The following is a 24,347-nucleotide window of genomic DNA, read 5'->3' on the forward strand; positions in this document are numbered from 1 at the left end:
AAATTCCTCCTGTTAGCCTTTTTTATAAACTTCGATTGCAAAGTCGGGACACCTAAGCTCGCACTGCATGCAAGCTATGCACTTGTCAAGGTCGGCGACATGCGCTTTAAAGTCCTTCATATCAAGGACTTTGGTAGGACAGAGTTCCACGCAGATTTCGCAACCTTTGCAGTACTCTACAATAATGTTAATGCTTTCTGCCTTACCCATTAACTTCTCCTTTTGTAATTGCCGTAACTTAAAATTACTGCGTTCAGAACGCGCAGACCGCCTCAAGCCGCTGAGATCAGGCTTTTATACGCGTCTTTTACTTTATATTTAGACCGCCCGCATACCCCAATGCGGACGGTCTTTTATTTCTAAATTTTTCCGAGAACCTCGGCAACTTTTTTACCGATGTCCGAAGGTAACTCCACAACATGAACACCGCATTCGGCAAGCCTTTTCATTTTGGATGCCGCCGTATCGTCTCCGCCGGAGATTATTGCTCCCGCGTGTCCCATTCTTTTACCCTTGGGCGCGGTCTGTCCGGCTATGAAGCTGACTACGGGCTTTGAAAAGTTGTTTTTAATCCATTCCCCTGCCTTAACCTCTGCCTGACCGCCGATTTCGCCGATGAGGACAACAAGTTCCGTCTGAGCGTCATACTCAAACATTTCAAGCAGGTCGATATATTTAAGACCTATTACAGGATCTCCGCCTATTCCCACACAAGTTGACTGACCGAGTCCGTAAGCGCTGACCTGCTTAACGGCTTCGTAAGTCAATGTGCCCGATTTTGAAATAATTCCCACTGTTCCGGGAGTGTGTATTTCACCGGGCATGATCCCCATTTTGCATTCGCCGGGCGTGATAACGCCGGGGCAGTTGGGACCGATGAGCATGGTTCTTGAACCTGTGGTTTTTATCATTCTTTTAACCGCCAGCATGTCCTTTACGGGTATGCCTTCGGTAATGCACACGCATACATCGAGGTTAGCGTCCACTGCTTCCATAATAGAGTCGGCAGCGTAAGCAGGCGGAACATAAATAATCGACGCATTGGCTCCGGTTGCTCTCACCGCTTCTTCAACAGTATCAAACACAGGAGTGCCGTCAACGCTTTCTCCGCCTTTCCCCGGAACAACACCGGCTACGATATTGGTTCCGTATTCTTTCATTTTGGCTGAGTGGAATTTCCCCTGACTGCCTGTAAGTCCCTGTACAATCACCTTGGTTCTGTTATTTATAAGTATGCTCATTTGTTACCCCCTTTCTTCCTAGCAGGAGCATCGGGCGCCGGTTCATTCGCGAGTTTGACGGCAAGCTGGGCGGCGTCTGCCATCGTGTCTGCGGCGTAGATATTCAGTCCTGATGCGCTGGCTTCTTCGTTGATGATTTTTTTACCTTCAGCAACGTTTGTGCCGTCAAGTCTGAGTACCACGTGCTTATCGCTCGGAACCTCGTTTGCTGCCTTAAGGACGCCTTTGGCTATTAAGTCGCAGCGGACAATACCACCGAAAATATTCACGAAGATAACCTTCACGTTCGGGTCGGTAAGGATGATTCTGAAAGCTTCCCTTACCTTGTTTTCGTCCGCTCCGCCGCCGACGTCGAGGAAGTTAGCGGGCTGACCGCCGAAGGACTTGATAATGTCCATGGTGGCCATTGCAAGACCGGCGCCGTTAACCATGCAGCCGATATTGCCTTCCATACTCACATAGGACAGGTCGTATATGGATGCCCTCACTTCCTGAGGCTCCATTTCACCGTAGTCCTTCATCTCTTCTATCTTGGAGTGACGGAAGAGTGCGTTGTCGTCAACAGTGATTTTAGCGTCAAGGCAGACGATTTCGTTGTCACTGTTTACAACAAGGGGGTTTATTTCAAGCAGCATGCAGTCATAGTCCATGAAGACCTGATGCAGCTTAACCACAACCGCGGAAAACTTATTGAGAAGATTGCCTTTAAGCCCGAGTTTTTTGGCAATTTTCCTTCCCTGATAGAAGCCCATGGCTTTTATAGCGGAGAGTTTCTCCTTTATAATAGCGTCCGGTCTGCTTTCGGCGAGGGTTTCAATTTCTGTGCCGCCCTCTGCGCTTGCTATTAAGATGTGCTGCTCGTTATCTCTGTCGACCATGATACTCAGGTAGATTTCCTGTCTGATGTTAGTCGCCTTCTCAACGAGAATCCTGTGGACGATTTTGCCCTCTTCTCCGGTCTGATGCGTGATAAGCTTCATACCGAGCATATGGGTTGCTTCGTCATAGACATCTGAGAATGACTGAACAATCTTGACACCGCCGGCTTTTCCCCTTCCGCCTGCGTGTACCTGAGCCTTAATGACCCATTTTTCTCCTTTCAACTCTTTTGCAACGCGAAGCGCGTCGCTGGCCGTGGATGCCACTCCTCCGTCCGGTACGGGAAGTCCGTACTCGCGAAGAAGCCCCTTAGCCTGAAATTCGTGTAAATACATGGCTCACCTTCCAGCTGTTTTGTTTTACTTCGGGCTTAAAACACGAAAATAGTATTCCAAACCAATGCTAACTTCAAGCCTTAATTGGTGAGCCATGTTAATATAGCCTTAAAATATAACAGTTATTCTAAAGGAAACCGAGGCGTGTCATCGCTTCAACAAGATCTTTTACTGCATTGACAGAATTATCCATCAGAGCCTGCTCTTCAGCGTCAAGATCGAGTTCTATTATTTTTTCAACGCCGTTCTTGCCGAGGACAACAGGCACACCGACGTAAAGGTTGTCTATGCTGTATTCGCCTTTAAGAAGCGCGCATACGGGCAGAACTCTTTTTTCATCCTTCAGAATGGCTTCTGCCATCTGGATTGCGGAGGAAGCGGGAGAATAGAACGCTGAACCTGTTTTAAGAAGCTTCACGACTTCGCCGCCTGCCTGCTTGGTTCTTTCAACCATAGCAACCATAACTTCTTTGGCTTTTGCCTTGTCGTTGTACTTTTTCTCAAGGAGTTCCATAACAGGGCAGCCGTTTACGTTTGCGTAGCGAACGAGGGGAACCATTGTGTCGCCGTGACCGCCGAGAACCATAGCGTTTACGTCTTTAACGGATACGCCGAGCTCCCATGCTATGAAGGAAGCGAATCTTGAAGAGTCAAGAACGCCCGCCTGACCGATTACTCTTTCAGCGGGAAAGCCCGTTATCTTCTGCATAAGAGTAACCATAGCGTCCAGAGGGTTGGAGATAACGATTACGTATGAATCGGGAGCGTATTTCTTGATGTTTTCGGCAACGCTTTTGATAATGTTCGCGTTTGTAGTAAGCAGGTCGTCTCTGCTCATCCCGGGTTTTCTGGGAAGACCGGCTGTAACGATAACTATGTTTGCGCCTGCTATGTCTTTATAGTCGTTTGTTCCCCTGAGGCAGGCGTCAAAGCCGTCCACTCTGGAGGCTTCGGCTATATCAAGGGTCTTGCCCTGAGGCATATCCTCTACTATATCGAAGAGAACAACATCGCCGAGCTCTTTAAGAGCGCTGAGCTGAGCGAGAACGCCGCCGATCTGGCCGCCGCCTATGAGGGCAATTTTAGGTCTGGTAAAGCACATATCAAACTCCTGTATAAATTATAGTTTCAGAGCCTTCAGCTCCAATTTCTTCACAGTACACGCTTTTCAGTCGATAATCAGCAGTTTTTACAAAACCTGTCCTTAAAAAACTGTTTTCACACAGCACATTCACACCCGAAAAACGTTTTTAGAACTGCTTTCTGATGTATACTGTATACAGTTATAATTAAACAAAGATTTTTGTCAAGTATTATTGGTAACGCCGATAATAAAACATTTTTTAAATTTGATAAAGCGGAAAATAGAATTTTTTGCATATAATAAGAGACAAAAAAAATACCTCAAGGTTCACCATATTTCAGAACCCTTGAAAACACCTGCTTTCATCACTAATAGCAACAGGATGCGTTCTACCCTGTTTTTCGATATGACGGTTTAAAAAAATTGCGGAGATCGCCTGAATATTCCCTTAGCGGACTTAGTATTCATACGGCAGATCCGCCGATTCATTATACCAATAACCGTATCGTTTTTATCTATCAATTTTTCAAAACGGTATTTTATGAACATAAATCCATTTGAAGCATAGTGAAATGACATACGACCCCGCTTTAACCCTCTTTCCATACCACTCTGAATCCAATGAGTGAAGGACCTCAAACCGGATGTACATCGTTGGCTTGTTTTCAGCGCCTGAGACTGCTTCACTCCCGCGGAGTTCGCAATGGCGCCATGTTCCATGGATGGAACTGCGCCGTGCGAAGCGAAGCCGCATTTACTGCGGCGCGAGCGTGTGCGTCAAACTGACAGGATGTGCAGTTCGATGTTATAAAAAAAGGAGAGATTGATTCACCCTCTCAGGGTTCGCAATGAAGACTAGATAAATGGAAACTGCTCCATGGATGGAGCCGCGCCGTGCGAAGCGAAGCCGCATTTACTGCGGCGCGAGCGTGTGCGTCAAACTGACAGGATGTGCAGTTTGACGCCATAAAAAAGGAGCCCCGAAGAGCCCCTCAAAATCCTTTTAGAATGCCACTCTTTCGATGTATGAAAGCTCAAAGTCTCCCATTTTATCGAATTCAAGGTACCTGTACACCTCAGCCTGTTTCGGCTCAATCTTGCTTTTATACAGCATGAAGTATTCCGCCGGAGTGGGAAGCTCGCCCATCAGGGCGGTCACAGCCGTGAGCTCCGCGGAGCCGAGGTAAACCTGAGACTCGTCCCCGATACGGTTGGGGAAGTTCCTTGTTGACGTAGAAAGAACGTGAGCCTTGGGCTGCACTCTTCCCTGATTTCCCATGCAGAGTGAGCAGCCGGGGATCTCGGTTCTTGCGCCCACACTTGCGTATATTGAGTAGTAGCCTTCTTCCATAAGCTGCATCTGATCCATAAGGGTCGGAGGAGTCAGCCATATTTTGGTTTTGGGATAGGCGGCGCCTTCCCAGATTTTACCTGCGGCGCGGAAGTGACCTATGTTAGTCATGCAGGAACCGATAAAGATCTCATCTATTTTGTTCCCCGCGACTTCGCTGAGAAGCTTAACATCGTCAGGGTCGTTGGGGCATGCGAGAATCGGCTCAGTGATTTCGGCAAGGTCGATTTCTATAACAGCCGCATATTCGGCGTTTTCGTCTCTTTCAAGAAGAACGGGATTGGCAAGCCATTTTTCAGCGTCCTCAATGCGTTTTTTCAGCGTGTCCGCATGCCTGTACCCTGCCGCAATCATCTTTTTCATCAGCGCTATGTTGCTTCTGAGAAAACCGGAAACAGACTTCTCGCTGAGCTTTATCGTACCGCCGGCGGCTGATCTTTCCGCTGTAGCATCAGTGAGTTCAAACGCCTGCTCAACAGTAAGATCAGGCAGACCTTCCATCTCAAGAATGCGTCCGTTGAAAATGTTCTTTTTATTCTGCTTGGGAACAGTAAGCAGCCCCTGCTTGATCGCCCAGTAGGGGATAGCGTTTACTGCGTCCCTGAGAGTTATGCCGGGGTTGAACTTGCCCTTGAACTTCACAAGCACGGATTCGGGAACATCAAGAGGCATAAAGCCGAGAGCGCCCGCAAAAGCGACAAGACCTGAGCCCGCAGGGAGAGAAAGCCCTATAGGGAAGCGTGTGTGAGAGTCGCCGCCTGTTCCCAGAGTATCGGGAAGAAGAAGCCTGTTAAGCCATGAGTGGATAACACCGTCACCGGGGCGAAGCGCCACGCCTTTTCTTAAGGTGACGAAATCGGGGAGAGATTTGTGCATAGCCACATCGGCTTTCTTGGGGTAAGCGGCAGTGTGGCAGAAGGACTGCATGAACATAGACGCCTGAAACTCAAGGCAGGCAAGCTCTGTGATTTCATCCCTTGTCATCGGTCCGGTGGTGTCCTGAGAGCCGACAGTTGTCATTACGGGCTCGCAAGCGGTTCCGGGAAGAACGCCTTCCACTCCGCATGCTTTTCCGATAATTTTCTGCGCAAGCGTGAAGCCCTGACCTTTTTTGGGAACAGGATTTACCGTTGCGGTGAAGACTGTGCTTTCAGGAAGACCGAGTGCCTTGCGCGCCTTAACAGTAAGCTGGCGTCCGATGATGAGGTTCAGACGTCCGCCCGCTCTGTATTCGTCTTTTATAGTGGCGGGGCTGAGCTTGAAAGTGGAGATCACTTTGCCCGCTTCGTCCCTGACTTCGCATTTTTCTGTGTCGACTATTACAACATCGCCGGTTTTGATATTGTTCACATCACAGATTATGGGCAAACCGCCGGAATCTTCGGTGGTGTTGAAGAAGATGGGGGCTATTACGCCGCCGAGGATAACACCGCCGCGTCTCTTATTGGGAACGAAAGGAATATCCTGACCTATTTTCCACATAACGGAGTTGCACGCTGATTTTCTGGATGAGCCCGTTCCTACAACATCGCCCACGAAGCCTGCCTCAAAGCCTTCCTCACGGAATTTGTCTATAGTGGTATTACCCTGCGGCCATGAGGTTTCACCCATGGCGAGAGCATGCAGCGGAATGTCCGGACGGCTCCACGCGTGTTTAGCGGGGGAAAAATCGTCCGTGTTTGTTTCGCCGTCTGCTTTAAATATTTTCAACTTGAATGATTTTGGAAATTCGGGCTTGGATGTGAACCACTCGGCATCCGCCCATGACTGAATAACAGCCTTGGCATTGGCGTTGGACTTGGAAAGAGCAAGCACATCTTCAAAAGAGCCGTAAATGAGTATGGTCTGCTTAAGAGCTTCGGCGGCATCAGCACCGAGTTCGGCGTCAGTGAGAAGATCCACAAGGGGTTTTACATTGTAGCCGCCGAGCATTGTTCCGAGGAAGAACACAGCATCTTTTTTTGTGATTACGGGGCATTTCACAGCGCCTTTGGCGACTCTTTCAAGCCAAGCTGCCTTGACTTCCGCAGCGGGGTCAACACCGGGAGAAACACGGTTAACTATAAGTTCCTTAAGGAAATCCGCCTGCTCCTTCGCCGGATTTTCCAGCATTTTACACACTTCTGCGGTAAATTCGGGTGACAGAGGAAGAGGAGGTATCCCCTGAGCCTTTCTTTCTTCAACATGCTTAAGATAGTCTTGCATCATAAATATTTCTCCTTAGTAGAGGTATTCTCTGCGCAGCCTCAGCTCCGCTTATTTTCACATTAATGATTCCGAACCCGCAAGCTTTCGGAGCGGAACCGTTCATAACTTAAGATTGTATTCTGTATACAATTTTGAGCGCTTTTTGTCAAAATATTTTAGAACATATTTTCGTATGCGCCATATATAAGCTTAAGCATAAATCAGACTCCCAGTAAATACAATGCGAAACCCTTTAATATAAGGCGTTACCGGGCACACGCAAATGAAAACTGCGGTTACTTGTACAACGACGCATATTTAACCTGCAATAACTATCAGAAGAAATGAGAGCCTATTGTTCATAAACAGACCGAACATCAACGGAGATAAACAGTATTCGCGACATCTTTCCTTTTAATTGTAAAACAATTACCGCCTTATATTATATTTTAAAACCATTCAGGTATTTTAACAAAGAAAAAGATAGTGCGTTTATAATTTTTACCGGATTTTATTAGAGAAATTTTATTCATAATAAAATTTTTGAATTTGTAGTCCAAGCTACTATAATTTTCTGCACTTTATTTAAAATGCACATCTCAAAAGCTTTCATTTTTATACAGGTTAACCGTGAAAACTAGCTCTGCCTGCAAAGAGAAACAGTAAAATGTTTCTCTTTAAACAGCAGCAACCCGTAAAAAAGCTCTGTCTGCGTATATTTAAGGAGGTAGAAAGTATTTGATTATTTCAAACATAGTGAAATATTAGATAAGCAGACATATTTATTAAGGAGCATTCATTTATGGCAGGTTGTATTTGCAACAATTTTATTTCCGGTTACCACAGTCACAGTAAAGCATGTATCGGCAGCACATGGATTTTTCAGAATCTCTCTCCTGATGAGAAATCCTCTCTCGCTTCCTTCGCCGTGAGAAAGGAGTACAAAAAGGGCGAAGTCGTTTTTTCTCAGGGGGATACTGCGGATCAGATGTTCCTGATTAAAGCCGGGCTCGTGAAGATCTCCAAGGTCTCTGAAAACGGCAGTGAGATGATACTTGATATAAGAAAAATGGGTGACTTCATGGGTGAGCAGATATTCTGGGACGATTTTGAGTACCCCGGAACGGCGGTCTGTGTGGAAGACTCGTTCATATGCACTTTTTCAAAGAACGCTTTTGAAAAGCTGGTGCTGAGTAACCCTAACATCGGGCTTAATGTTGTTAAAAACCTCAGCAAGCATATCGAATTTCTAAGCTCAAGAAACTGCTATCTGCTGATCAGGGATTTGAAGGAGAAGCTTTACAACCTGCTTCTGAATATAGGAAACGAGCACGGAACAAATCACAGTGATCATTTTGAGATCAATATACATCTCAGCCACGAAGAGCTTGGATTTCTGCTCGGCGCTCACCGTGTAAGCATTACCAAAACAATGAAAGCTTTGAGAAAAACAGGATTGGTTAAAAAAGAAGGTAAAACTCTTTATGTTTACCGAAGTTAATTTTTTCTCTGAACAGGAGGTTACGCATGTTCAAACTGAAAGCTTTCATTCTGATCGTAGCAGCACTTTTTATTTTTTCATCTGACGTTTACGCGGCACAGTACCCCATAGCGGGCAAAGTGGTCAACACAGCGGAAGAGCCTATTGAAAAAATCACAGTAAAGCTGATTAATGCCAAAGATAACTCCGTTGCTGCCTCAGCAATGACAGACAAAAACGGAAACTACACCTTCAAAAATATTATGTCCGGAACAAAGTACTTTGTACAGACAGACAAATCCGCAGACGGCAAATACATACGCGGCGGGCTGAGAATGTCGGTGGAAGCCGGAATAAACACCGCTTCCCTCAGAAACATTCAGCTTTCCGGCAGACCGGGTGACAAGGCGGAATATGTGGGAAATAAAATCTGCATGGATTGCCATATGGACATGGATAAAAGCCACGATATGGCATCCGGTCACTCAGCATCCGCACATATGCGAATCATAATGCCCGGTCAGAAAGATGTCATTGAACCAATGAGCGGCTGGGGAGCGGATAATGATCCGCTCGGTAAAAAAACAGGCGTTTCGGCATCTCCCCCTGACGGCAGCGACAATGACCCTGTGCCGGTAACCGCATGTACCAAAAAAGGAATCAAAGGCTTCGCGTTCGGCGGAAATGGAAAGAACCCTTGTGTTACAGGTGTTTTTATACCCATAGCCGCCACAGTCGGCGGACAGGGTGATAAATACATTATGCCCGGGACAGACGAGATGCACACGAATGTAGGAGTATTCAAACAGCACTATCTCGCCAAACTCAAGGATGTTCCGGCTACCTCCGGTCCCAGCTGGGAAATGTATCCTTATCCGGGCGCAGATAAGGATTTTATAATGCTTCCGCTTTATGTGGCTCAGTCTGGAACTGATTCACCGAAATTCAAGCCCTTCCGCGCAGTACGTGCCGGCGGTGCGGCCAAAGCAGTCCAGAACGACGCTGTACAAGCCTTCCGTGCCAAAGGAACAGGCAATCTCCGGAACGCATGGGTTGATCAGGGGCAGCAGTATTCACAGGCATGTGCGGGGTGCCATGTTCTCGGCATTAAGATAAAAACCGGCGGGGAAAAAGGGGTCTACACCTCCGAATTTGACTTCCTTGAATTCGGTGTCGGCTGCGAAAACTGTCACGGACCCGGCTCACAGCACACTGAAGATCCCGGAAAAAGCAAACACATAATCAATCCCGCAGCACTCACTGCAACTGATGAAAGAGAGATATGCGCCCGCTGCCACGGACTCGCTCTGCCCGCCAGCGCCAGCCCCGCCAATGCTCTCCTTTATCCGTGGAATGATAAATACGCAGGTTCCGTGGGTCACGGCAACTTCATAGCCGGAATCCATAAGCTCGCTGATTTTATGCCCGGGTGGGAAAACGGAAAAGGTTTCTTCAGCTGGGACGGAGTGCACGGCAGACACCACAAGCAGCAGTCATATGAGTTTGAGCTCTCCGTACATGTAAACAACACAACCAGACCTCTGACATGCACAGCCTGTCACTCCTCGCACAGTCTCTATCAGGGACCTGAAAACAGACGGGAAATGTCAATAGACGGAAAGGAATATAACTATCGCAACACCAAATTTAATAATAATACGGTATGCCTCGCCTGTCATGCGGAATCAGGCAGCTTTGCATCCCTCTCCAAAAATGACATTGCCCTGCTCAGCGCAGGATACGGTCAGCCCACGTTCCTAAACGGTGATGCCAAGCCTCTCTACGAAGTCGGCGCAGCAGGAATAGGCAAGGCGCAGAACAAGACTGCCGCAGCGGTAATCAAACATATGAAGGATAAGGCAGGCATGGTCACTGCCGCCTATAACCCTTTAGATGAGTCCAATCCTGTGGGCAGATGCCAGAGCTGTCACATGCCGAATACGGGTATGATGGGCGACTATACTTATGATGATGATAAGACGAACTCCTCAAGAGCAATGATTGAGGGAGATGTCGTGTCTCATGTGGGTGATGTGGTGTGTCCTGCCGATGTGTATTCCATGTTCAGAGGAGTGGAAGAGAAAAAGGCCGCACCTCTCACGAGATGGAGCAGTGTAATGCCAACCTCATGCGGTAAATGCCATAAAAGCAGCCGTTATTATCTTAAATAAAACCTAAATTTACGCGCTGTCCGCCCTCCTTCGGGCAGCGCGCCTTTTATTACCTTATGCACAGTGTGATGTTAAGTATGAGATTCAGAAAGACACAGCGACGTTCACAGCTCTCTGACATAGCAACTCCACGGATGGAGCTGCGCCGTGCGGAGCGAAGACCTGTCTTGCAGGGCGTGAGCGTATATACAAAATTTCCATGGAAGGCAAATTTTGGATTATCAAGACAAGACACTGCGCCGTGCGGAGCGAAGACCTGTCTTACAGGGCGTGAGCGTATATACAAAATTTCCATGGAAGGCAAATTTTAAGCGGTAAGTCAGTAAAAATCTATATTCATTGAATTCCTTTTCTGCACAAACTCCGCTATGCTCTGTTTCGCTATGCGCCAGTGCCCCTTGCCATCTGTCCGTGTATTCCAAGCAGGAAGCTCCACCCGCCAGATCCATCTTTTAACAGTAAGGGGGTTCACCTGAAGAATCTCAGCCGCCTGTGACACAGATAAAAAACCGTGCGGTATCTTCGCCAGTTCCTCTTTTATACTTTTTTCCTCCCACTCAAGCTCCCTGTACACCATCCGCCTCCATAATCACAAATAATATTTGTTATTACACAAATTGTGCGTAAAAATCAACAATAATTTTTTGTTATAATTTTACGCAAATTTCATGTATCTTAATTTTTATGGATTTAGCAGAAAGATTAAAAACCCTCAGAAGACATTTCAAGATTTCCCAGTCCGATATTGGAGACATACTCTCAGTGCGTCAGCAGGCTGTATCTCACTATGAAAAGTCCGGCAATATCGATGCCGCGAAGCTTGAGGTGCTGGCAGACCACTTCGGTCTGGATATAAAGTTTTTTTACGAAAAAGCGCCTCTGGAGTACTATCTCAACTCCAACAGACAGACAGTCCACCTGCTTTCCTCGGACAGCGGCGGCTGTGTCCCCGTTGGGTGGGAACCTCTTTTAGAGAGAATATGCGGTCTGAGGCACACGCATATAAAAAATATTGAAAAAATACTTACACCGCTGGTTGAAATCTTTGAGGGTTCAAAAGAATAAAATCCGGTCGCTTTGAAGCCGCATTTTTGCCGGAGTCCGAATAATGGGGAAAATCTTCAAAAACCCCATACTATTCATGGAGTTTTCTGAAAACTTTGTAAAAGCGCGCCCGGTGTCCGGTGTTCCGGTTAAACCCAGAATGTCGGGACATCCGCCGCTCAGCCGCGGAACAATTGTCCGCATGATGGAGGAGGGGTTCGGCTTTTACAGAAATTTTGAGTACAACAGGGGGCTCTCTGTTGTGGAAAAATTTGTGCTGAGGGAAAATTCTCTCGCAAAATCCCTGCGCTACAGCTTTCTGGAAACCGCCAAAATCTCCCTTATCGGCTCTGTCGGGCAGACAGGCTTCCTTTTTCCCGTTGAGGATGATTCCGAACTGGCAAGAATCAGCACGGTGCTCCGCTTCAGCAGAAGCAAATCACTCGACGCTTCCCTGACCCATATTGAGAGCATCGGCGGGTTTTACCCCAACGAAAAACTGGAGCTCTCAAAAAAGTTTGTTCAAAAAGCCGTTTTTGATAAAACACCGGACAGGCTGATACGCTTCCGCTGCTTCCCTTTTGCGGACGCGGCGGAAAAGGTAGCCGTATTTCTCGCCCATCTGGGGGCGTCCTCAATAAAAATATATCCGGACATCACTGATTCGATCTTTATAGAAGCTCACATCACGGACTATAAACCGAAGCTCACCACAATACTCAACCACAGCTACATCAGCGAAATCTCCGAGCCTGAAACAGTGGAAATAACAGAGCACTACCTGCGTCATGAGGATCTTTTCGCAGACTGTGTCATGGAGAAAACAGCAGGTGAAAGCTATCCGACTGTGGGAATAATAGATTCCGGCGTGGCGGAAAACTCCTTCCTCCGCAAATGGGAAGCAGGTAGGGAGCTGTTTGTGGAGCCAGAGCAGATGGACACCGCTCACGGGACGTTTGTGACCGGACGTGCTCTTGCCTGCGGGGAAAGCTTCGGCGGGACTGAGTTTCTGGATGTGGCTGTAATGCCCGGGCGCACGGGCACCCCGCCGGATCTTGCCCGGCTTGCGGAGATACTGCGGATTGTTGTACCGAAATACAGGGATAAAATCAAAATCTGGAACCTCTCTCTCGGGACTAATATTACCGCAGGGGAAAACGTCAGCCTGTTCGCGTACCTGCTGGACTGCATTCAGCGGGAGCAGGATGTGCTGTTCGTGCTGCCCGCGGGAAACTGCTTTCCGCTAAGAACATGGAGTACGGAGGATCTGAAAGACAACGACCTCATAACTGTTCCCGCCGAAAGTCTGTTCGCCCTGACCATCGGCTCCGTCAGTCACATGGATACAAACCTCACTCCGCTTCACGCCCCCTCCCTTTTTACAAGACGGGGCAGAGGAGTGTTTTCCTCCGTGAAGCCGGAGCTTGTGTACTACGGCGGAACACATGAATATAAATTCGGCAAAAACATACCAAAAGGGGTCTTCTCCATCGGCAAATACAACGAAATCGCCGAAGACACCGGAACAAGCCACGCATCACCCGTCATAGCGGGAATTGCGGCGAAGCTTCATCAGCTTCTGGGCAAAGCGGCGACAGTTGACGCTGTGAAGGCGCTGATCATCCATAAAGCCTCCGGCGGATGCGCCGACGGAGTTTACACAGGCTGGGGTTTGCCTGAAGCTCCGGAAGAGATGATGAGAACGGATGATGACACAATCACCATAATCCACACAGGAATATACGAAAACGGAAGCCATATCGAGACCCCGCCCGTACCTGTTCCGCCGGAAATGATAAGGGGCGGCAGATTTACGGGCACAGTGCGCATCACCCTTTCATATCGTCCGCAGGTGAGCATAAGTTACTGCGGCTACTACACATGCGTAAACCTCAAGGCTTCGCTGGGATTTTACAGAAACGGCAGATGGAAGGGACTCATAACGGACAGACACCTGAAGTTTGCGCCGGAGGAACCGAAGAACAAGGCTGAGTTTCTCTGGCTGCCGCTGAAGGATTACCATGCTGAACTGAACACCGCCTGTGCTTTCGATAAGCTTTTCCTGCGGATTACCGCCTCAAAAAGAGACTTCTGGAAAGAAGCCTCTCCCGTGCCCTACGCCGCTGTAATATCCTTCATATGCGGCAGCAAAGGCAATTACGCCAGCTTCAAAAAAATCATGGAAGAGAAATCTGACGATTTTAAATTTTTAGGGATATAATTGTATACAGACACAAAACGCATTGAGCAATGTTGCAATATCGTTGATATATTCGCTTTTTCATATTATAATTGTGAAATATATCATCAGGAGTGATGGATGACAAAAGATTTATCAAGTCTGAGCATACTTTATGTCGAGGATGAGTCCGTCACACGAATGGCGGTCACCCGGGTTCTGCAAAAGCGGGTGGGAAACATATATCCGGCAAAGGACGGAAAAGAAGGGCTCTCCATGTTTCTGGAGCACAGACCGGATATGGTGCTGACAGATCTCCAGATGCCTGTTATGGACGGCTGGGAGATGATCTCGGAAATACGCAAGGTCGCTCCGGCGGTGCCTATCATCGTCATATCAGCCTATGAATACGACAACAGTGACCGAACTGTGAGCGATTCAATCGTCAAGCCTGTTATCAAAGACACTCTCTTCGAGAAAATTGAGTGCTGTTCCAAATAAAAGAAGCTTTTCCTCAGCCCCTAACCGATGACAAATGTTGAATTTTGCATTGCAGCACATAAGGAACGCGGCAGTCTCAAACAGTTCCAAGGATGGAACTGCGCCGTGCGAAGCGAAGCCGCATTCATCGCGGCGTGAGCGTGTATGTGAAACTGACAGCATGTGCAGTTTCACATTAATAAAAAAGGAGCGAATCTGCTGTAGACAAGGATAAAACACCCCTCTTTAACAAAGAGGGGCTAGGGGAGATTTAAAGAAAATTGTTCCTTTGTTCCAATGTCCCGACTTTGCCGACAAAATCGGGCTGCCATGCAGACCGGCATTCAGCTCTATTCCTTCGGAGTTACCATTTCTTCGGGTATCACGTACTTTTCAAACTCTTCTGCCGTGAGAAGCCCAAGCTTCACAGCGGTTTCCTTCAGCGTTGAATTTTCCTTGTATGCGGTTTTGGCTATCTTCGCCGCATTCTCGTAACCTATGTACGGATTAAGCGCAGTCACAAGCATCAGTGAGTTTTTAAGATAGCCTTCTATCACATCCCTGTTTGCCTCGATTCCAACAGCGCAGTGCTCATTGAACGAATCCATGCTGTCCGCCAGCAGCCTCACCGACTGGAGAAAGTTGTAGATTATCACAGGCTTGAACACATTCAACTCAAAATTGCCCTGACTCGCGCCGAAGGCTATTGCAGTATCATTGCCGAACACTTGGCACGCAACCATAGTCACCGCTTCCGACTGTGTCGGGTTCACCTTTCCGGGCATGATAGAACTGCCGGGTTCGTTTTCGGGTATGCGCAGCTCACCGATACCGCATCTGGGACCGGAGGAGAGCCAGCGTATATCGTTTGCTATCTTCATCAGGTTAGCTGCCAGAGATTTTACCGCGCCGCTGGCGTACACAAGCGCATCGTGAGAGGTGAGAGCCTGAAACTTGTTCGGTGCCGAAACAAAGCGTTTTTCGGTAAATGCGCTTATCTCCTCCGCAGCCATAACTCCGAGCTTGGGGTGGGCGTTTATTCCCGTTCCCACCGCTGTTCCGCCTATTGCGAGTTCACGCACATACTCTAGTGAGCGCTCAATCTGGGTATAATTCGTCTCAAGCATGGCAGCATAGCCGCTGAACTCCTGACCGAGAGTGAGCGGAGTTGCGTCCTGAAGGTGCGTACGCCCTATTTTCACTATATCCGCAAATTCGTCGCGCTTTTTGGCGAGTGTTTCCGTAAGACGCTTGAGGGCGGGCAGAAGAAGATCCTCTACCTCCGTAACCGCTGCGATGTGCATCGCCGTGGGGAATGTATCGTTTGAACTCTGAGACATATTTACATGGTCATTAGGATGGATGAGTCTTTTCGTGCGGAAATCACCGCCGAGGAGTTCCGTTCCTCTGCTGGCAATGACTTCATTGAGGTTCATGTTAGTCTGGGTTCCGCTGCCTGTCTGCCATACGGCGAGAGGAAACTGATCCGACAGCTTTCCGGAGAGTATTTCATCGCAAGCCTGAACTATAGCTCCTGTCTTTTCGGCGTCAAGCTTGCCGAGCTTATTGTTTACTACGGCGAGTGATCTTTTCAGAACGGCAAAAGCCTTAATCAGCTCTGACGGCATTTTTTCTATGCCGATACGGAAATTTTCAAGGCTTCTCTGGGTCTGGGCTGCCCAGTAATTTTCATTGGCGACTTTGATTTCGCCCATCGTATCCTTTTCAATTCTGAAACTCATCGTTTTCCTCCGATGTTTTATTATAAAAAATCTGATACCTGCTCCCGCAGAATACAAGACTTATCAGTCGGGCTGAAAATTTATTATACTTAGATAAGTCTAACACCAAAAAAGCATTGTTTCAAAAGGAAATTTTAACTTTCTTCACCTGCTTCCTATAATATAAATTAATACCTCATTAAAGCCGTTATTGAAATATAACATTTTTTGGGTTACATATGAGTATAAGCGCAAAATAACGCTATTAATTTTTTCAATAGCTGAATAATGAGGTGGCTATGGAACTCAAGAATGCTATGCTGGAACTGCTCCGCAGAGCCTCCACTGACCTTGCACCGGATGTGGAAAAGGCGATCAGGCAGGCCCACAAAAACGAGGACGAGGGAACATCCGCTAAAAACGTTTTCGGCACCATAATCGAAAACATCGAACTGGCAAGAAAAGCCTCAACGCCTCTCTGTCAGGACACGGGTTCGATAATCTGTTACGTCGATTTCCCCGTGGGCGAAAGCGAAAAAAAATACCGTGAGGCCCTTGAATGGGCAGCTATTGAGGCTACCAAGCTTCAGTATCTCCGCCCTAACGCAGTTGATCCTATCACAGGGAAAAACACTGGCAACAACATAGGCATAAACGCTCCCTACATGCACTTTCACCAATGGGACAAGCCCGAAGTCAGGGTGAGAGTCATGCTCAAAGGCGGCGGGTCCGAAAACGTCGGGACACAGTACAGGCTGCCAGACGCTGCCCTTAAAGCGGGACGTGACCTTAAAGGCGTACGCAAAGTGATAATCGATGCCGTGCACAAGGCTCAGGGTTACGGCTGCGCACCCGGAATAATCGGCGTGGGCATCGGCGGAGACAGAGTAACAAGCTACGCTCTCTCCAAAGAGCAGTTCTTCCGCGCACTCGGCGAAAAAAGCGACAACCCCGAACTCGCAAAGCTTGAGGAAAGCCTTCTCGATGACCTGAACAAGCTTAAAATAGGACCCATGGGCTTCGGCGGCAAAACCACCGTTCTCGGAGTGAACATTGGTCTTCAGCACAGACACCCCGCCACCTATTATGTTGCAATATCATATACCTGTTGGGCTTACCGCAGGAAAACCATGATAATCAAAGGAAGTGAGGTGAGCTATGATTAAGCTGAAAACTCCTATTTCTGAGGAAACTGCGAGAAGCCTCAAGGTCGGCGACGAGGTTCTTCTCACAGGAACGATAGTTACAGCAAGAGACGCCGCACATAAGCTTATGGTCGAGGAAAAACCCGATTTCATAAGAGAGCACCTCTTCGGCTCAGTCATATATCACTGCGGTCCAGTTGTAAAAAAAGACGCAGACGGCACATACTCCTTCGTAGCGGCAGGTCCCACTACATCCTCAAGAGAGGAACCGTATCAGGCTGATGTTATGGAGGAATACAAAGTGCGCGCAGTAATAGGCAAGGGCGGGATGGGACCCAAAACGGCGGACGGGCTTAAGAAAACCGGCGCAGTCTATCTCCACGCTGTCGGCGGCGCAGGCTCTCTCATCGCCAAGAAAGTTACAAGCGTTGACACAGTCTACAAGCTGGAGGAGTTCGGAACTCCTGAGGCTTTCTGGGTTATTCAGGTTGAGGACTTCCCCTGCGTTGTGACAATGGACTCCCACGGCGGCAGCCTCCACAAGGACATTATGGAAATGTCCGGCAGCATAGCCAAAGAACTCATGGAAAAATAAAAACTTTCGGAAATATAAGCGCAGAGCCCTGTTCAGGTTTTGTGAGCAGGGCTCTTTTTTTTACGGAAAAAACGGGCTCCCCGTAATCCGAGAACCCGTTTCAAGCCTTCGACTGGTTATACCTATAACCGTATGATAACTGACGGTTTATAATGAAAAATGTACCGTCACTATGGTTATGGGGATAACCACCGCAATAACATAAGCAAAATGAGCCGCAAAAATTGTCAGCCCTTTGCCGAAGCCGATGGGAACGCCGTTCTCCTCACGGCTGAACGACCTGCCGTATATCCACCCCCCGACCGGAATAAGAAGAAAGAAAGTAAGAAACATAACCCCTTTCACTGCGTATTCCGAAATGTCTTCTCCTGCGTAATGCTTCTTGAAGTAATGAGCGGCAGTCGCTCCTGCCACATATATTCCGCCCGCAGTGAGGGTTATCTTCCTGAAAGCTGTGTACTTGTCCGGCTCAAAGCTGCAAAGCCTTCTGCATAATCTGCATATGAGCAGAACGTTGCTGTAAAGATACACAGAAATCAAACCCATTACTACTGCCATCAAAAGCATTCCGCCGATTGTTGTCAGCAAACCCAATTTTCACCTCCTGACATGTGATATTCCGGGTTCTGCCGATTTACGGGTTTTCAAACATCGTCCCGTAAGCGTGCAGACTTGCGGGTGAATGATTATAGCAGGCACGGAGGGGATGTCAAAAGAAACCGGATAAGTAGCTGTCAATAAACGGATAAAAGAGAGAGTCGCGGGAGGGGATTCGGATATAAAAAAACCCCCGCCTCGGCAGAGACGGGGGGTTTCCATATATAAAAGGGGCTTAATCGCCCCTCTGGGTTAACAAATGAATGTTAACTTACTTTACTACGGATTTGATAAGTGTCAGCACATAATCGGGATGTGCGAATGAACCGTGCATATCGGGGAAATTTTTGTAAAGCATGCCGTCGAAAATTTCCTGCTCGCCTTCAAAAACCTTAATCTTCACAGCGGGGTTGTTCTCCTCACCGGATCTTGTTGTATATACGCCGTCGCCGTCAATGACGAATTCGGGCAGATAATGTTCAACAAGCACAGTGAAGGGAGTTCCCTGAATTTCGGATTTCTGACCGATAAGGACTTCCGTCTGCACATCTATACCCTGTTTCTCGTTCTTTACGCCGATGATGACGCTTTTGAACTTGTCAGCGATTTCCTTAGGGATAGATACTTTCTTATCCTTGGAAACTTTGATTCCGTGAGCGTCGCCTTCGGGCATGCCTGTGCTGCCGTTTTCGGACTGCTGTTCCTGCGCCATGGGGGCGCCGGTTTCTTTCTTCTCATCAACAACACCCTGAGAGCAGGCGAAGATGACAAAAGAAACGAGTACCAGATAGAGTGCTTTTAACATAGTTTTTCCCTCTTATGCTAATTCAAGAATTAGTTAGCAGAAGCGTTATCAGCTGCGGGTGTGGCGTTGTCAGCCATACCAGCTTCAGCTGAAGCGTTGTCTTCTGCCATAGCAGGAGCTTCAGTAGTAAGGTTGTCAACTGCAGTGTAGTTATCTGCAACCTGTTCCTGAGTTACTGCGGGAGCTGCCGGCTCCTCTGTTTGTGTTTCTTCTGCTTTCTGTGAGCAAGCGAAGATAACAGCCGAAATGAGTAGTACATAGACTGCTTTCAACATAGTTTCTCTCTCCTTTATATAAAGTAACGGAGGGGGAGGGATTTGAACCCTCGGTACGGTATAAAGACCGTACACTCGCTTAGCAGGCGAGCGCCTTCGACCTAACTCGGCCACCACTCCTTTCCTTACGTACAAAACGGAGGAGGTAGGATTCGAACCCACGGATGGCTCACACCATCAACGGTTTTCAAGACCGCCTCCTTAAGCCAGACTCGGACACTCCTCCAAAGAACAAGTCTTATAAAACAACTTCCCTTATTTTGCAAGCGGTATCTTTATTAATCCCGATTTTTTTTAAGGCATCTGTCATATAAGAACTAAGTTCGGCATTTAGGATAACACGAGCGCCGTCCATGTCAATAAAATTCATATTATTTGCAAAAAGACTTAAACGTCTGTCCTCCGACTTGTCGCCGTAAAGCCAGTCGGATACGAGCGGATGCCCGTGGGCTCTGAGGTGAACCCGTATCTGGTGGGTTCTTCCCGTGTGCAGCTTCGCAGCCACGAGTGACGCGCCGCCGCAGCAGCCCAGAGGAGAGAAGGATGTGCGGGCACTGCGCCCGCTTTTAAAATTTATGCGGTATCTGCCCTTCTGATTTTTGGCGGCAATGGGAAGCATTATCGAGACAGGGTAAGGGAAAACCCCTTTGACAATGGCAAGGTATGTTTTTTCTGCCCTGCCCTCCTCCATCACTGTATTAAAATAACGGTGAGCGGCGGCATTTTTGGCAAGGAGAAGAACGCCTCCTGTGCCTGAATCAAGCCTGTGGACGATGAAGAGCCGTCCGAAACGCTCACTGAGAATATCTGTTACGGTCGGGATTGACCTGTCGTATCTGTCGGGGAGAACATGAAGCCCGTGAGGCTTGCGCACTGCCACCCAGTTTTCCGTTTCGGCTATGATGTCAGTCGTGAGATCAATCATTTATATTTTATCTCTCACAAATTTTTCGATCACTGAAGCTATTTCATCCGTGCCGGATACGGACGGCGCATCAGGCACAAGGTCGGCTATATAGCGGAAGCGTGCCACAGTCTTCTGAAGCAGACTGATCAGCGAGTCTTTCATATCCTGATTACGCTTGAGTTCTATATGGGTTCTCACTCTGGCAAGGAGTTCTTCCGAGTTGAAAGGCTTGGAAATATAGTCCACCGCACCGGTCTGAAAACCTTTTTTTATGTCCTCGGCAGAGGCGCGCCCCGTGAGAAAAATTATCGGGATCCCCTCCGTGACAGGGTTAGACCTCACCCTTTCGCAGACCTCAAAGCCATCCATACCGGGCATAACTATATCAAGCAGAATGAGTTCGGGACTGATGCTCTCAAGCATTTCAAGCGCCTGCTCTCCGCTAACGGCGAAAGCTATCTCATAGTTCTTTCTGGAAAGAACAAGACTGAGAAGCTGAATATTTTTAGGAACATCATCAACAATAAGCACAAGAGGCTTACGTTCGTTCATTTCTTCCAGAAGGTCGCTTACTTCATACATGCTTCACCGATCGTTTTTGAATTATCCATAAAATAGTCTAAGGCTATCAAAATTACAAATATATTTGGATAACTGAGCAGCTTTTTCTCACATGTCACTTTTCTTCACTGTTAAATTAAACAAATTTAATGTAAAATAATTTATAGTTAAACAGTTTTACTTTTGCACAGTTCTTGCTCACTAATCCTTATACTATCTTTAAGGAGATTACACCTATGTTCAAAAAAGTATTACGTAAAACAGTTTCTTTAACTGCCTTGTTCTCATTTATTGTCTTAGTGTTCAGCGGTGCGGTGATCATGCTGACCCCTCCCGGGCGTCTTGCCGAGTGGACAGTGTGGAGGGTTTTCGGACTTACTAAAGAGCAGCACACTGATATGCACCTCACCACTGCCTGTCTTTTTCTTATCACCATGATTCTGCACCTGTGGCTCAACTGGAAGTCCGTCTGGGCGTATCTGAAAGGGAAAACGGCGGTGAAAATAAGCAGAGAGCTGGCGGTTTCAGCAGCGCTCACCGTGCTCATCGTATGGGGTACGCTCGCGGCTATTCCCCCTTTCAGCACAGGTCTGAAAGCTCTGGCGGATTACAAGGAAAACTATGAGGACACCATTGAGAATCCTCCCTTCGGTCATGCGGAGCTTGCGCCTCTTGACGGGCTCATAACAAAAATGGGCTTTGAGCTTGAACAGTCGTTAGTGCTCCTTGAAGAGGAGGGAATAAGTGTCGGAAATCCTTCGGACAGCCTGAAGAAAATAGCTGCGGCAAACAGGACAAGTCCCGCTAAAATATACCGCATAATAAAATCAACAAAAAAAGAGAATGACGAAACTCCGCTGCCGGTTCAGGAAGAGCCGATTTCAGGGTTGGGCAAAATGAACCTTGACACTCTGGCAGGCAAAATCGGCATGGAACCGGAAAAAGCCGTTGAGTTGCTGAAAGCCAAAGGCATTGAAGCGACAGCGGATGAAAAGGTCAAGGATATTGCGGAAAAAGCAGGAATACTCCCTATGGATATTTACGATTACCTGAAAGAGAATATGTAAATAGAAGCCGACTTTCGGGGCGGCTTCACTATCCAGCTTTAGTGTGGTAGATCTGCTTCATAAGCAAGGCTGACTTATAAAGCTTGCCTTTATCCGCCAGTGAAGGATTGATAAACGGAGTGTAATCCCTGCTTTTAATATACGCTTCAAGCGCCGCAAGGGACGCGGTAAGTTCTTCCGGTTCGCTTCCGCCCCCGGTGGGTGAAACAAGAAATTCCATGTATTTCAACGCTTTTTCAGTGTAGTCATTCACAAGAGCATCAAGCTCCGGATCGGCGGAGCAGTTCGCCACAAGCTTTTTAAACAGCCTCAGAACCTCAGTCCTGCGCCGTCTGCTCCTTAAAAGAAAAAAAACAAATACCCACGCCACCATAAAGACGGTGAGCGCCTGAATAATGAAAAAGCCCAGTGTAAACTGAGTAACGTCCGCTCCCTGCATTTATCCCCCGTTAAGCCGTTTTCCAGACGGTTTTTATTATATCCTCAATATCAATGTATTCCGGCTGCCAGCCTAGGATGCGTCTCGCCTTGGCGCTGTGGGCAACCAAAGAAGCAGGATCGCCCGCTCTTCTGCCTTCGGTTTTTACTTTAAAATCCATACCGCTGACAAGCTTAACTTTATCTATAATCTCTTTGACAGAAAACCCGCTGCCGTTGCCTAGGTTGAAATCCTCCGGGGCACCGCCGTCCTCCAGATACTTTACCCCCGCCAGATGCGCCGCACATAGGTCAATTACATGTATATAGTCCCTCACACAGGTTCCGTCCGGCGTATCGTAATCATTGCCGTAAACCGCAATGTGCGCCCTCTCACCCTTAGCCGCCTGAACAACAAGAGGGATAAGGTGAGTTTCGGGGCTGTGGCGCTCCTTCAGCTGACCTGATTCGTCATGCCCTGCGGCGTTAAAATATCTGAATACAACATATTTCAGACCGTACGCCTTGGCATAGTCGCCCAATACCTGCTCGATAACCAGCTTGGTTCTGCCGTAGGGATTTACCGGCTCCTTCGGATGCTTTTCATCTATGGGCAGATAGTCAGGGTTTCCGAAAACCGCGGCAGTGGAGCTGAAAATAAATCTGTCGCAGGCGTGCCTGCGCATGGTCTCAAGTAGATTCAGGGTGCCGGTCACATTGTTGCGGTAGTATTTTTCAGGTTTTTCAACGGATTCTCCCACGAGAGAGAACGCCGCAAAGTGCATAACCGCGGAGGGGTTGTATTTCTCAAAAATTCTGCCCATACGGACGGAATCAGCTATGTCGCACTCCTCAAAATCACCGTAAAGCACCGCATCACGGTGTCCGGTGGATAAGTTATCGACAGTGACAGGATTAAACCCCGCCAAACTGAGCATTTTCACCATGTGCGAACCGATATATCCGGCGCCGCCCGCAACTATTATGTTTTTCATTGTTTCACCTCAGCCTGTCACGCTGAAAAGGGAAAAAGCGCCTCGCCTCGGCAACGGTTTCAATATCAATCTCCGCTGTGAATATTCCTTCAGCGCTGCCGCACTCAAGAACTGCCTCCCCGAGCGGGCTGTACACGGCAGAATCACCTGAATAATTAAATTTCGGGTCATTCCCCGCCCTGTTTACACCTATGACAAACGCCTGATTCTCTATGGCTCTGGCACGGAGAAGAGATTTCCAGTGGAGACTTCTTGATGCCGGCCAGCTTGCGTTTACTATAAATATATCAGTTTCCGCAGCCTTCTCCCAGAAGAGATAGGGAAAACGGAGGTCATAGCATACGAAAGGGGTTATGTTTGCGCCGTTCAGCTTGAAGGTCAGGGCTTCTGAGCCTGCTGAGTAGAAGTTATCCTCCCCTGCGTAGCTGAAGAGATGTATTTTTCTGTAACATGCGATGCTTTCGCCGTCTTTATCAAGAGTACGCTGGCAGTTGAAGCCGTTTTCCACCGCTCCGTATATCACTGCGCAGGAAAAACGCCTTGCGATGGAAGCGAAAAACTCCATATCGGCATCATCGCATGATGTTTTGTCCGCGTTCATGGAAAAACCCGTGAGAGTCATCTCCGGAAATATCATCAGATCCGTATCGCTCCCGCAGGAGCTCAGCAGGCTTTCAATCCGCCTCTTAGTGGCGGCTTTGTCTTCCCAGCACATGTCAAGCTGGACAAGGGAGGTTTTCATAATATCAGATACCGTTCATTGTTTTCCTTTTATTATTCTTTCGACCAATTCCAATTTTTGATGAATCAGTTCCGGTTTCCCCGCCGATT

23 protein-coding genes and 2 tRNA genes are annotated in these 24,347 nt (G+C 47.9%); 8 read left to right on the forward strand and 17 right to left on the reverse strand.

Annotated elements, in window-relative coordinates:
* Nucleotides 1–12: 12 nt before the first annotated feature.
* The 5 genes from EP073_RS12315 to acnB all read right to left on the reverse strand — a co-directional run bounded on the left by EP073_RS12315 (nt 13) and on the right by acnB (nt 7,098).
* The gene (locus EP073_RS12315; RefSeq protein ID WP_128467465.1) at nt 13–210 is read right to left on the reverse strand and encodes a 4Fe-4S binding protein; all 198 of its coding nucleotides are present in this window, start codon (nt 208–210) and stop codon (nt 13–15) included.
* 149 nt (nt 211–359) lie between these two features.
* Complete coding sequence (sucD, locus tag EP073_RS12320; protein ID WP_128467466.1) at nt 360–1,241, reverse strand: succinate--CoA ligase subunit alpha; 882 nt, start codon at nt 1,239–1,241, stop codon at nt 360–362.
* Nucleotides 1,238–2,455 carry an ADP-forming succinate--CoA ligase subunit beta gene (gene sucC / locus EP073_RS12325; RefSeq protein ID WP_128467467.1) on the reverse strand — a complete coding sequence of 406 codons (1,218 nt, stop codon included), beginning with the start codon at nt 2,453–2,455 and terminating at the stop codon, nt 1,238–1,240. Before sucC ends, sucD begins: the two co-directional genes overlap by 4 nt.
* A gap of 127 nt (nt 2,456–2,582) precedes the next feature.
* Nucleotides 2,583–3,557, reverse strand: a complete 975-nt coding sequence (mdh, locus tag EP073_RS12330) for a malate dehydrogenase (RefSeq protein ID WP_128467468.1) — start codon at nt 3,555–3,557, stop codon at nt 2,583–2,585.
* 985 nt (nt 3,558–4,542) lie between these two features.
* Complete coding sequence (acnB, locus tag EP073_RS12335) at nt 4,543–7,098, reverse strand: bifunctional aconitate hydratase 2/2-methylisocitrate dehydratase (RefSeq protein ID WP_128467469.1); 2,556 nt, start codon at nt 7,096–7,098, stop codon at nt 4,543–4,545.
* Between the two features lie 781 nt (nt 7,099–7,879).
* Between acnB and EP073_RS12340 the strand changes: the two genes are divergently transcribed.
* Together EP073_RS12340 and EP073_RS12345 are read left to right on the forward strand one after the other, a co-directional pair.
* Nucleotides 7,880–8,578 (forward strand): Crp/Fnr family transcriptional regulator, encoded by a 699-nt coding sequence (locus tag EP073_RS12340; protein WP_128467470.1) that lies wholly within the window; start codon nt 7,880–7,882, stop codon nt 8,576–8,578.
* A gap of 26 nt (nt 8,579–8,604) precedes the next feature.
* On the forward strand, nt 8,605–10,728 hold the full coding sequence (locus tag EP073_RS12345; RefSeq protein WP_128467471.1) for a carboxypeptidase-like regulatory domain-containing protein: 2,124 nt from the start codon (nt 8,605–8,607) through the stop codon (nt 10,726–10,728).
* A gap of 319 nt (nt 10,729–11,047) precedes the next feature.
* On the opposite strand, the gene EP073_RS12350 is transcribed toward EP073_RS12345, so the two are convergent.
* The gene (locus tag EP073_RS12350) at nt 11,048–11,305 is read right to left on the reverse strand and encodes a helix-turn-helix domain-containing protein (RefSeq protein WP_128467472.1); all 258 of its coding nucleotides are present in this window, start codon (nt 11,303–11,305) and stop codon (nt 11,048–11,050) included.
* Between the two features lie 107 nt (nt 11,306–11,412).
* Between EP073_RS12350 and EP073_RS12355 the strand changes: the two genes are divergently transcribed.
* From EP073_RS12355 to EP073_RS12365, 3 genes are all read left to right on the forward strand, one after another.
* On the forward strand, nt 11,413–11,793 hold the full coding sequence (locus EP073_RS12355; RefSeq protein WP_128467473.1) for a helix-turn-helix domain-containing protein: 381 nt from the start codon (nt 11,413–11,415) through the stop codon (nt 11,791–11,793).
* A gap of 43 nt (nt 11,794–11,836) precedes the next feature.
* Entirely contained in the window at nt 11,837–13,993 is a 2,157-nt protein-coding gene (locus EP073_RS12360; protein WP_128467474.1) for a S8 family peptidase, read from the forward strand.
* A 99-nt stretch (nt 13,994–14,092) separates the two neighbouring features.
* Complete coding sequence (locus tag EP073_RS12365; protein WP_128467475.1) at nt 14,093–14,452, forward strand: response regulator transcription factor; 360 nt, start codon at nt 14,093–14,095, stop codon at nt 14,450–14,452.
* A 329-nt stretch (nt 14,453–14,781) separates the two neighbouring features.
* On the opposite strand, the gene fumC is transcribed toward EP073_RS12365, so the two are convergent.
* Complete coding sequence (gene fumC / locus EP073_RS12370) at nt 14,782–16,173, reverse strand: class II fumarate hydratase (RefSeq protein WP_128467476.1); 1,392 nt, start codon at nt 16,171–16,173, stop codon at nt 14,782–14,784.
* 278 nt (nt 16,174–16,451) lie between these two features.
* On the opposite strand from fumC, the gene EP073_RS12375 reads away from it, so the two are divergent.
* Nucleotides 16,452–17,318, forward strand: coding sequence for a fumarate hydratase (locus EP073_RS12375; RefSeq protein WP_128467477.1), 867 nt, complete (start codon nt 16,452–16,454; stop codon nt 17,316–17,318).
* A complete protein-coding gene (locus tag EP073_RS12380) occupies nt 17,311–17,892 on the forward strand; it encodes a FumA C-terminus/TtdB family hydratase beta subunit (protein WP_128467478.1) in 582 nt (193 codons plus the stop codon). Before EP073_RS12375 ends, EP073_RS12380 begins: the two co-directional genes overlap by 8 nt.
* A gap of 147 nt (nt 17,893–18,039) precedes the next feature.
* Here EP073_RS12380 and EP073_RS12385 read toward each other — a convergent pair whose 3' ends face one another.
* The 7 genes from EP073_RS12385 to EP073_RS12415 form a co-directional block, all read right to left on the reverse strand.
* Nucleotides 18,040–18,486, reverse strand: a complete 447-nt coding sequence (locus EP073_RS12385) for a hypothetical protein (RefSeq protein WP_128467479.1) — start codon at nt 18,484–18,486, stop codon at nt 18,040–18,042.
* Nucleotides 18,487–18,760: 274 nt separating this feature from the next.
* Complete coding sequence (locus EP073_RS12390) at nt 18,761–19,294, reverse strand: hypothetical protein (RefSeq protein ID WP_128467480.1); 534 nt, start codon at nt 19,292–19,294, stop codon at nt 18,761–18,763.
* Between the two features lie 29 nt (nt 19,295–19,323).
* Nucleotides 19,324–19,569 carry a hypothetical protein gene (locus tag EP073_RS12395; protein ID WP_128467481.1) on the reverse strand — a complete coding sequence of 82 codons (246 nt, stop codon included), beginning with the start codon at nt 19,567–19,569 and terminating at the stop codon, nt 19,324–19,326.
* 27 nt (nt 19,570–19,596) lie between these two features.
* A tRNA-Ser gene (locus EP073_RS12400) sits at nt 19,597–19,689 on the reverse strand.
* A gap of 17 nt (nt 19,690–19,706) precedes the next feature.
* Nucleotides 19,707–19,795: transfer RNA gene (locus EP073_RS12405), tRNA-Ser, on the reverse strand.
* Nucleotides 19,796–19,807: 12 nt separating this feature from the next.
* Nucleotides 19,808–20,494 (reverse strand): RluA family pseudouridine synthase, encoded by a 687-nt coding sequence (locus EP073_RS12410; protein ID WP_128467482.1) that lies wholly within the window; start codon nt 20,492–20,494, stop codon nt 19,808–19,810.
* Nucleotides 20,495–21,058, reverse strand: a complete 564-nt coding sequence (locus tag EP073_RS12415) for a response regulator (RefSeq protein ID WP_128467483.1) — start codon at nt 21,056–21,058, stop codon at nt 20,495–20,497.
* 215 nt (nt 21,059–21,273) lie between these two features.
* On the opposite strand from EP073_RS12415, the gene EP073_RS12420 reads away from it, so the two are divergent.
* On the forward strand, nt 21,274–22,104 hold the full coding sequence (locus EP073_RS12420) for a DUF4405 domain-containing protein (protein ID WP_128467484.1): 831 nt from the start codon (nt 21,274–21,276) through the stop codon (nt 22,102–22,104).
* Nucleotides 22,105–22,132: 28 nt separating this feature from the next.
* Here the strand turns inward: EP073_RS12420 and EP073_RS12425 are convergent, their stop codons facing one another.
* Genes EP073_RS12425 through EP073_RS12435 form a run of 3 tightly spaced genes read right to left on the reverse strand, consistent with a single transcriptional unit; the run spans nt 22,133 to nt 24,258 of the window.
* Entirely contained in the window at nt 22,133–22,543 is a 411-nt protein-coding gene (locus EP073_RS12425; protein WP_128467485.1) for a hypothetical protein, read from the reverse strand.
* A gap of 10 nt (nt 22,544–22,553) precedes the next feature.
* Nucleotides 22,554–23,516: a UDP-glucose 4-epimerase GalE gene (gene galE / locus EP073_RS12430; protein WP_128467486.1), complete on the reverse strand. Its 963-nt coding sequence runs from the start codon at nt 23,514–23,516 to the stop codon at nt 22,554–22,556.
* 4 nt (nt 23,517–23,520) lie between these two features.
* Nucleotides 23,521–24,258, reverse strand: coding sequence for a nitrilase-related carbon-nitrogen hydrolase (locus tag EP073_RS12435; protein ID WP_128467487.1), 738 nt, complete (start codon nt 24,256–24,258; stop codon nt 23,521–23,523).
* Between the last annotated feature and the right edge of the window lie 89 nt (nt 24,259–24,347).

The sequence above is a fragment of the Geovibrio thiophilus genome (assembly GCF_004087915.1).
In the GTDB taxonomy this organism is placed as follows: domain Bacteria; phylum Chrysiogenota; class Deferribacteres; order Deferribacterales; family Geovibrionaceae; genus Geovibrio; species Geovibrio thiophilus.

Bases quoted from the DNA above. Each gene is read 5' to 3' on its own strand.
- EP073_RS12355 (WP_128467473.1), top strand. From the start codon at position 11,413: ATGGATTTAGCAGAAAGATTAAAAACCCTCAGAAGACATTTCAAGATT.
- EP073_RS12390 (WP_128467480.1), bottom strand. From the start codon at position 19,294: ATGTTAAAAGCACTCTATCTGGTACTCGTTTCTTTTGTCATCTTCGCC.
- EP073_RS12410 (WP_128467482.1), bottom strand. From the start codon at position 20,494: ATGATTGATCTCACGACTGACATCATAGCCGAAACGGAAAACTGGGTG.
- mdh (WP_128467468.1), bottom strand. From the start codon at position 3,557: ATGTGCTTTACCAGACCTAAAATTGCCCTCATAGGCGGCGGCCAGATC.
- EP073_RS12345 (WP_128467471.1), top strand. From the start codon at position 8,605: ATGTTCAAACTGAAAGCTTTCATTCTGATCGTAGCAGCACTTTTTATT.
- EP073_RS12315 (WP_128467465.1), bottom strand. From the start codon at position 210: ATGGGTAAGGCAGAAAGCATTAACATTATTGTAGAGTACTGCAAAGGT.
- EP073_RS12365 (WP_128467475.1), top strand. From the start codon at position 14,093: ATGACAAAAGATTTATCAAGTCTGAGCATACTTTATGTCGAGGATGAG.
- EP073_RS12435 (WP_128467487.1), bottom strand. From the start codon at position 24,258: ATGAAAACCTCCCTTGTCCAGCTTGACATGTGCTGGGAAGACAAAGCC.
- EP073_RS12415 (WP_128467483.1), bottom strand. From the start codon at position 21,058: ATGTATGAAGTAAGCGACCTTCTGGAAGAAATGAACGAACGTAAGCCT.
- acnB (WP_128467469.1), bottom strand. From the start codon at position 7,098: ATGATGCAAGACTATCTTAAGCATGTTGAAGAAAGAAAGGCTCAGGGG.
- fumC (WP_128467476.1), bottom strand. From the start codon at position 16,173: ATGAGTTTCAGAATTGAAAAGGATACGATGGGCGAAATCAAAGTCGCC.
- EP073_RS12375 (WP_128467477.1), top strand. From the start codon at position 16,452: ATGGAACTCAAGAATGCTATGCTGGAACTGCTCCGCAGAGCCTCCACT.
- EP073_RS12395 (WP_128467481.1), bottom strand. From the start codon at position 19,569: ATGTTGAAAGCAGTCTATGTACTACTCATTTCGGCTGTTATCTTCGCT.
- EP073_RS12425 (WP_128467485.1), bottom strand. From the start codon at position 22,543: ATGCAGGGAGCGGACGTTACTCAGTTTACACTGGGCTTTTTCATTATT.
- EP073_RS12340 (WP_128467470.1), top strand. From the start codon at position 7,880: ATGGCAGGTTGTATTTGCAACAATTTTATTTCCGGTTACCACAGTCAC.
- EP073_RS12360 (WP_128467474.1), top strand. From the start codon at position 11,837: ATGGGGAAAATCTTCAAAAACCCCATACTATTCATGGAGTTTTCTGAA.
- sucD (WP_128467466.1), bottom strand. From the start codon at position 1,241: ATGAGCATACTTATAAATAACAGAACCAAGGTGATTGTACAGGGACTT.
- sucC (WP_128467467.1), bottom strand. From the start codon at position 2,455: ATGTATTTACACGAATTTCAGGCTAAGGGGCTTCTTCGCGAGTACGGA.
- EP073_RS12350 (WP_128467472.1), bottom strand. From the start codon at position 11,305: ATGGTGTACAGGGAGCTTGAGTGGGAGGAAAAAAGTATAAAAGAGGAA.
- EP073_RS12380 (WP_128467478.1), top strand. From the start codon at position 17,311: ATGATTAAGCTGAAAACTCCTATTTCTGAGGAAACTGCGAGAAGCCTC.
- galE (WP_128467486.1), bottom strand. From the start codon at position 23,516: ATGAAAAACATAATAGTTGCGGGCGGCGCCGGATATATCGGTTCGCAC.
- EP073_RS12420 (WP_128467484.1), top strand. From the start codon at position 21,274: ATGTTCAAAAAAGTATTACGTAAAACAGTTTCTTTAACTGCCTTGTTC.